This is a genomic window from Deltaproteobacteria bacterium (assembly GCA_003696105.1).
Taxonomy (GTDB): Bacteria; Myxococcota_A; Polyangia; order Haliangiales; family J016; genus J016.
Genome location: RFGE01000237.1, coordinates 1 through 6,547 on the forward strand (window position 1 = coordinate 1; position 6,547 = coordinate 6,547).

A 6,547-nucleotide genomic window follows, 5' to 3' on the forward strand; every position below is an offset into this window, starting at 1 on the left:
ACAGATGACCGGCGCGGCGCCCGACCCGGCCGCCGACGACGGCCCCGAGCCGGCCGCACCCAGCGCGCCGTGACCTGCGCGATGGCAGCGCCCGCCGGCAACCGGTCCCGCGCAGCTGCCCTCGTCGCACGGCCCGGCGTCGGGTGGCCGCGGCGCGGGCTGCGCGGCGCCGCGGCGGCCCTGATGTGCAGCGTCGCGCTCGCCGCGGCCGCGCGCCCGGCCTCCGCCGATGCGGGGCCGCTCGGCCGCACCATCGCCGTGTGGCGCATCGACGCGCTCGGCATCGACGCGGAGATCGTCGCGCGCCTCGAGTCGCTGTTTCGCACCGAACTCGAACGGCTCGCCGGCCGCCCGGTGCCGAGCCGGCGCGTGGTCGACCGCGCGCTGGCCGGCCGGCCTCGGCTTCGCGCGTGCGACGGGTCGACCGCGTGCCTGGCTGCGATCGGCCGGCGCGTCGGCGCCGACTGGATCGTCTCTGGCAACGTCGCGCAGCTCGGCGACTCGTACGTCGTCAACCTCAAACTCATCGACGTCGCGACCGCGACCGAGTTGCGCCGGGTCGCCAGCGAACCACTGCGCGGCACCCCCGACGAGTTGATCGAGCGCGTCCGCGTCGCCGCCTACCGCCTGTGCGCGCCCGAGCGACTGTGGGGCGAGATCGCCGTGCTCACCGATCTGGTCGGAGCGGTCGTCGAAGTCGACGGGAAATCGGTCGGCACGACGCCGCTGCCGGGGCCCATCGACCGCGTGCCGCTCGGCGCGCACACGCTGCGCGTGACGGCACCGGGCTTCACGCCGTTCCAGCAGCGGGTCGTCGTGCGGTTCCAAAAGACGACGCGGGTCGTCGTCCACCTCGTCAAGGTCGGCGCCGTCGCTCCGGCCAGCGGGAGGCCGCCGCGCGGCGCGCCGCCGCCCGCACCCGCCGATCGGTGGGTTCCGTCGCCGTGGCTGTACGTCGCGGCCGGCGTCACCGCAGCGCTGCTCGGCGGATACATCGGCTACCGCCTCGCGCACGACGAGGTGATCGACTGCAGCGCCGAGCCGACCGCATGCCGCTGAGACTCCATATCGCGATCGCGATCGCCGTCGCCCTGTGGGCGGGCCGCGCGGCCGCCGCCCCGCCGGTCCGCGTCGCCCTCGCGCCGCCGAGCACGCTGGGCGCCGAAGCCAGCGCGAAACAGGCGCGGGCGCTCGGCGCCGCGCTCGAGCGAGCGCTGGCATCCGTGCCCGGGCACGCCGTGGTCGGCCCGGCCGCGGTCCGCCGCGCCGTCGCGCGCGCGCGCAAGCCCGAGCTGCGCACATGCGACGGCGACGTCGCGTGCCTGGCCGATCTCGGTGCGCTGCTGGGCGTCGATCGCGTCGTGTACGTCGAAGTCGGCGGGCTCGGCGACGCGCGCGTCCTCGCCATGCAACTCGTCGATGTCGCATCGCGCACCGAGGTTCGCTCCATCACCGCGGAACTGACCGCTGCCGACGTCGACCGGTCCGCGCGGGCGGCGGCCTACCGGCTGCTCGCGCCGCAGCGGTACGTCGGCACACTGCAGCTCGACGTGGACGTGCCGGGCGCGGCGATTTATGTCGACGGCACTCAGATCGGGGTATCGCCCATGCCGCCGCGGGAGATCGCCGTCGGCAGCCACGCGCTGCGCGTCACGCATCCCGAGTACCGCGACTTCGTCCGGTTCGTCGACATCGAGTTCGACACGACGACGAAGATCTCGGTGGCGCTCAAGGCGTTCCCGATCGTCGAGGACGCCATGCGGCAGACCGGAGGCCCCAGCCGTGGCGCCCCCGAGGCGCCCGCGGCCGCGCCGACGCCCTGGTACAAGCGCTGGTACACGCTCGTCGGCGCCAGCGCGGTCGTGCTCGTGGGCAGCGCGATCGTCGTCGGCCTGGTCACTCGCGGCGTCGACGCCGATCGCGTCGAGATCGTCGGAGACTGACGCGCCGCGATCGATCCGCCGCGCGCAGTCCGCGCCGGCTCAGTCGAGCAGCGCGTAAATCTGGTTGAGCCGGCGGTTTGCGCGGCTGAACTTGCCGTCGCCGTAGTCCTCGGTGGCGGCACGAAACAGAGCGTCGATCTTTTTCTTCGTCGCGGCGTCCAACGTCTTGCCGGCGATTTCGGCGTTGAGCCGCCCGATCTTGCCCTGGATGAACGCCTTGTCGATCCGAATCGACTTGACGGTATCGACGAGCTGGCGCGCGGCGAACCGCGCCCGCCCGTAGTCTCCCTCGGCCATCGCGCGCGTCGCCTCGCGGTCGAGATCCCGCGCCGGCGGGGGCAGGTCGGACCGCAGGATGCCCTTCTTCGCCATCGCCGCCCGCGCGCGCGACAGCAGCGGCTCCACGTCCTTTTTGGTATACGCCGACCCCTTGGCGTCCACCGTCTTGATGATCGTCTGCGGCTGCGCCGCGACGCCGCACATCTGCGCCTCGCGCCGCGCCAGCGCCGCCTCGCGCTGCGCGAGCTTCGCTTCGCGGTCCGCGAGCGTCTGCTCGCGCGACGACAGCTCGCGCTCACGCGCCGCGACGTCGCGCTCGCGCGCCGCGACGGCCGCGGTCGGATCGCCGCCGCCTCCGGTCGCCAGCTGAGCCATCAGCGCGCGGCGCTCGCGCAAGATGTCCCGGAACCGCTGATTGAGTTCCTCCTCCTCGTCGGCGAGGTCGCGCTCGCGCTCGAGCAGCGACCGCGCCTGCTCGTCGATCTCCGACGTGTCGTCACCGGCCGCGATCGCGGCACGCCGGCGCTGCTCGAGTCGGTCCCGCTCGGCGCGAATCCGCTCGCGCTCCTTCACGAGCGCGTCCCGGCGCGCCAACAAACTGTCCTCCTGTTGCGCGATGGTCTCGGACTTGGCGAGCGCCTGGTCGGCCGCCGCCCGCCCCTTGTCCTTGCAGCCGGCCGCCAGCGCGGCACACGCGACGAGCGCCGCGCACACGGCGGCCGGGTACCCCGGTCGGTCGGCACGTCGCATCGCACCGGATCGTAACACCGACCTCGCGAGCGGGCACGAAGGCGCGGCGGATTTGCCAGAGCCAGATCAGTCCGCGCCAGGGCCGAGCGTGACCAGCGGCTCTTGCGTCTCGACCGACCGTCCGGCGTCGACGTGGACCGCTTCGACGACGCCGGCGCGCGGCGCGCGGATCTCGTTTTCCATCTTCATCGCCTCGAGCACGACGAGGCCGTCGCCCTCGGCCACGCGCTTCCCGGGCTCGACGAGCACCTTGACGACTTTGCCCGCGATCGGCGCGGCCACCACGCTGCGTCCGTCCGCGCCCCCGCCGTCGCGCCGGGCGACCTCGGCGAGCCGCTTGCGCCGCGCGTCCTCGACCGCGACCGTGGTTTCGCTCCCCGCGACGGCCACGACCGTCCCGCGGCGGCGCTCGTCGATGTCGACCAGCCAGCTTCGGCCGTCCACGAGCAGCGACCACGTTCCCGGCCGCACCTGGCGTGCGTCCGCCTCGTGCACGCGGCCGTCGATCTCGACCCGCCAGCGGTCGCCGTCGATCGGTTCCACCCGGATCGCCACCTCGATCGGGGGATCGCTGCCCACCACGGTGGCACACAGTTCGCGCTGCATGGCGCGCCGACTATACTCGACCGGTCGCGCCCCCGAGCCCAAACGTGGTAACGAACCGCCCCGCGGCCGCGTGTGACGCGGATTCGGCCACCGGGCGGTCCGCGTCGTGTTATGAAACCGCTTTCGCAGCCGGAGCCGGTGCCTTGACCAGCCGATTCAGCGAACTCGTCACGAGCAAGCGCATCGTGGTGTGCGTCGGATCCGGGGGGGTCGGCAAGACCACCACCGCGGCCGCGATCGCCATGTACGCGGCGCGCGCGGGCCGGCGCGCGCTCGTCATCACGATCGATCCCGCCAAGCGCCTCGCCAACTCCCTCGGCCTCGCGGGCCTGGGCCACGACATCCAGCAGGTGAGCGACGAACTGCTCGCCGCCGCGGGCCGCCGCGCGACCGGCGGCGCGCTGTTCGCGATGATGCTGGATCAGAAGCGCGCGTTCGACGAGGTCGTCGAGCAATATGCGACGAACCCGGAAGCGATCGCGCGCATCCTCGCCAACCCGGTCTATGCCCAGATCTCGGGCGCGCTGGCCGGGTCCCAGGAGTATGCGGCGCTGGCCAAACTGTACGACCTCGACAAAACCGGCGACTGGGATCTGATCGTCGTCGACACGCCGCCGACGGCGCACGCGCTCGACTTCCTCGACGCCCCGCAGAAACTCACGGCGGCGATCGACTCGCCGGCGATCGATTGGTTCCGCAAACTGCGCCAAAGTGGCCGCCGCAGGCGCTGGTCGGTCGCCGGCCGCACCGGCGCATACATCCTCAAGCGCATCTCGAAGTTCGTCGGCTCCCAGTTCCTCGACGACCTCGGCGTGTTCTTCACCGAGTTCAGCGACATCCTCGGTGGCTTTCGCGAGCGCGCCGAGGCCGTGTATGCGCTGCTTCGCGACCCGGGCGTCGGGTTCGTGCTGGTGACGAGCCCCGAACCGATGGCGGTCGACGAAGCACTGTTCTTTCACGCGCGACTGCTCGCCTCGCAGATGCCGTTTTCGGCGTTCGTCGTCAACCGTGTCCACCCGGACCGCGCGATCGCGGGCACGGCCGACGAGATCGACGGCAAGCTCGCGCGCCATCCGGGCATCGCCGCGCTGGGTCTCGACGACGCCGAGCGCCGCGCTGCGGTCGACGCGCTGCTCGCCAACCACGCCGGCATCCAGGAGCTGGCCTTCGCCGACGCGCGCTCGATCGATCGCCTGCGCGAGGCATGCGGCGACGGCGCCGCGCTGCGAGCCGTGCCCTATTTCGAACAGGACGTGCACGACGTCGCGGGCCTCGCCCATATCGGCGAGTTCCTGTTCGAACGGGGCGGCCGCGGGACCGCCGCGGTCAGTGCCTCGTGACGCGCCACCGGCGCCACATCTCATCGACGATGGCGGTGGCGCGGCCAGCGGGCGCGCCGAGCACGATCACCACGGCGTCGCCTCGCCGCGCGGCGAGGTAGACGTCGCCCCGGGCGTCGCGGACGGCCGCAACGCCATCCGCGGCCAGCGCGCCGGTGCCGGCGTCGCGACCGCGGGACGCGGCCGCGGCGTGCGCATGCTGCCCCGCGGCGATGCGGCGATCGGCAGCGGATCGCGCGCCCTCCGCGGCGAACGCGGCGAGTCCGCCCGCGAGGGCGTCGACCAATTCGATCGCGTCGATCTCGTCGTCCCACACGCTGTAGACCGCGACGATCGGGCGTCCCGGCGCGCCGGCCGCCGGTTCGTACAGCGCAATGCGATCGCCGCCCCAGCCGTCGGCCGCCGCCGACGCCGCGTACGCCGGCGCGCCGAGCTGGCGCAGCCACACGCGGAACCCGAATTCACCCAATACGTTGCGGTACGTGACGCGATAGTCGGCCAGCGCGCGCAACGGCCGGACCGTTACTTCGTCCGGCCGCTCGTAGGCTGCGTACGTCTCCGGGTGAAGGATGTGCTCGGTCGACAGAGGTGGTTGCCTGTACATCTGATCGATGCGCTGCCACGAATGAAAGGTGCGGTAACGTGCGACGAACGCGAGTCCGGCCGTGTACGGAAACGACAACGGCGACCGCACGGCGAGTGGGGCGTCCGCGAGGCGACCGGTTCGCGACGCTCCACCGGCGGCCGCGAACGCGCCCGCGAGCCGGCGGACGACGGACGGATCGCCCCACGGAGGATCCGCGCCGACCTGTGCGAAGGCGTACTCGATCGTGACCGCCATGCCGTCGCCCTCGACGAGCGCCTGGCGCGCGAGTGCCGCGTCGCCGTTGTGCGCGCCCGCCCCCGCGATGAACGCGCGCAGGTCGAAATGTTGATCTTGCAAGGCGTGGCCGACCTCGTGCGCCACCACGATTTGCGCATCGGCCGGCGACGGGTCGCGGTCGACCACGTACAGGGTCTGCTGCCACGGGTCGTAGAAGCCGACGACTTCGCGCGCCAGCGCGTCGACGTACGCCTCCGCCCGCGCCTGCGCATCCGGCAGCAGGCCCATGCGCGCGAGCGCGCGCGCCTCGGCGGCCGCATCGCCCGCCGAGCCACCGCGCGCGACGACGCGCGCGACGTACGCGCGGACGGCGGCCGCGTCCGCGGTGCGGCGGCGCAGCGGCCGGCGCAACGGAAGCCCCCGCAGCCGCGCCACCTCGGCCGCGATCGCGTCGACCCGAGCCGCGAGTCCGGGGCGAGGCGAGCGATTCTCCGGCGCGCCGGCGTCGTGCCGCGAGGCCGCGGCGGCCGGCGCGGCGGCCGCGGCGCCGGCCGCGCGCGTCCCCGGCGCCGCGGCGTCCGGCGCGGCGGCGTCGGCTCCGGCCGCGGTCGTCCCCGGCGCGGCGGTCGCCCGGCGCGCGCCCGCGGCGGCCGCGACGATGGCCACGGCCGCCGCACACCAGCGGACGAACTGCCGCGGCATACGCGCCGTGACGCCGGTCGCCATCGCGCCCCATTGTACGGCTGGGCGACGCGCCGGCCAGACCGAGACACACATGCCGGTCGCGCGGCCGCGCGCGATCGCGC

The 6,547-nt window shown here is 73.8% G+C and carries 6 protein-coding genes; 3 read left to right on the forward strand and 3 right to left on the reverse strand.

From position 1 onward, the window contains the following. Window positions 1-81 precede the first annotated feature (81 nt). Both D6689_15490 and D6689_15495 read left to right on the forward strand, forming a co-directional pair. Window positions 82-1,059, forward strand: coding sequence for a PEGA domain-containing protein (locus D6689_15490; GenBank protein ID RMH39827.1), 978 nt, complete (start codon window positions 82-84; stop codon window positions 1,057-1,059). Further along, complete coding sequence (locus D6689_15495) at window positions 1,050-1,943, forward strand: PEGA domain-containing protein (GenBank protein RMH39828.1); 894 nt, start codon at window positions 1,050-1,052, stop codon at window positions 1,941-1,943. The genes D6689_15490 and D6689_15495 overlap by 10 nt, the downstream gene beginning before the upstream one ends. Before the next feature lie 39 nt (window positions 1,944-1,982). Here D6689_15495 and D6689_15500 read toward each other — a convergent pair whose 3' ends face one another. Both D6689_15500 and D6689_15505 read right to left on the reverse strand, forming a co-directional pair. Continuing rightward, window positions 1,983-2,972: a hypothetical protein gene (locus D6689_15500; GenBank protein ID RMH39829.1), complete on the reverse strand. Its 990-nt coding sequence runs from the start codon at window positions 2,970-2,972 to the stop codon at window positions 1,983-1,985. A gap of 66 nt (window positions 2,973-3,038) precedes the next feature. Continuing rightward, window positions 3,039-3,578 carry a biotin/lipoyl-binding protein gene (locus tag D6689_15505; protein ID RMH39830.1) on the reverse strand — a complete coding sequence of 180 codons (540 nt, stop codon included), beginning with the start codon at window positions 3,576-3,578 and terminating at the stop codon, window positions 3,039-3,041. A gap of 143 nt (window positions 3,579-3,721) precedes the next feature. On the opposite strand from D6689_15505, the gene D6689_15510 reads away from it, so the two are divergent. Next, window positions 3,722-4,918, forward strand: a complete 1,197-nt coding sequence (locus D6689_15510) for an ArsA family ATPase (GenBank protein ID RMH39831.1) — start codon at window positions 3,722-3,724, stop codon at window positions 4,916-4,918. Here the strand turns inward: D6689_15510 and D6689_15515 are convergent. Next, window positions 4,905-6,467, reverse strand: coding sequence for a hypothetical protein (locus tag D6689_15515; GenBank protein RMH39832.1), 1,563 nt, complete (start codon window positions 6,465-6,467; stop codon window positions 4,905-4,907). The two genes, D6689_15510 and D6689_15515, sit on opposite strands and share 14 nt — an antisense overlap. Window positions 6,468-6,547 lie beyond the last annotated feature (80 nt).

Coding starts and splice junctions, on each gene's coding strand:
- D6689_15490 (RMH39827.1), top strand. CDS start 82: ATGGCAGCGCCCGCCGGCAACCGGTCCCGCGCAGCTGCCCTCGTCGCA.
- D6689_15495 (RMH39828.1), top strand. CDS start 1,050: ATGCCGCTGAGACTCCATATCGCGATCGCGATCGCCGTCGCCCTGTGG.
- D6689_15505 (RMH39830.1), bottom strand. CDS start 3,578: ATGCAGCGCGAACTGTGTGCCACCGTGGTGGGCAGCGATCCCCCGATC.
- D6689_15500 (RMH39829.1), bottom strand. CDS start 2,972: ATGCGACGTGCCGACCGACCGGGGTACCCGGCCGCCGTGTGCGCGGCG.
- D6689_15515 (RMH39832.1), bottom strand. CDS start 6,467: ATGGCGACCGGCGTCACGGCGCGTATGCCGCGGCAGTTCGTCCGCTGG.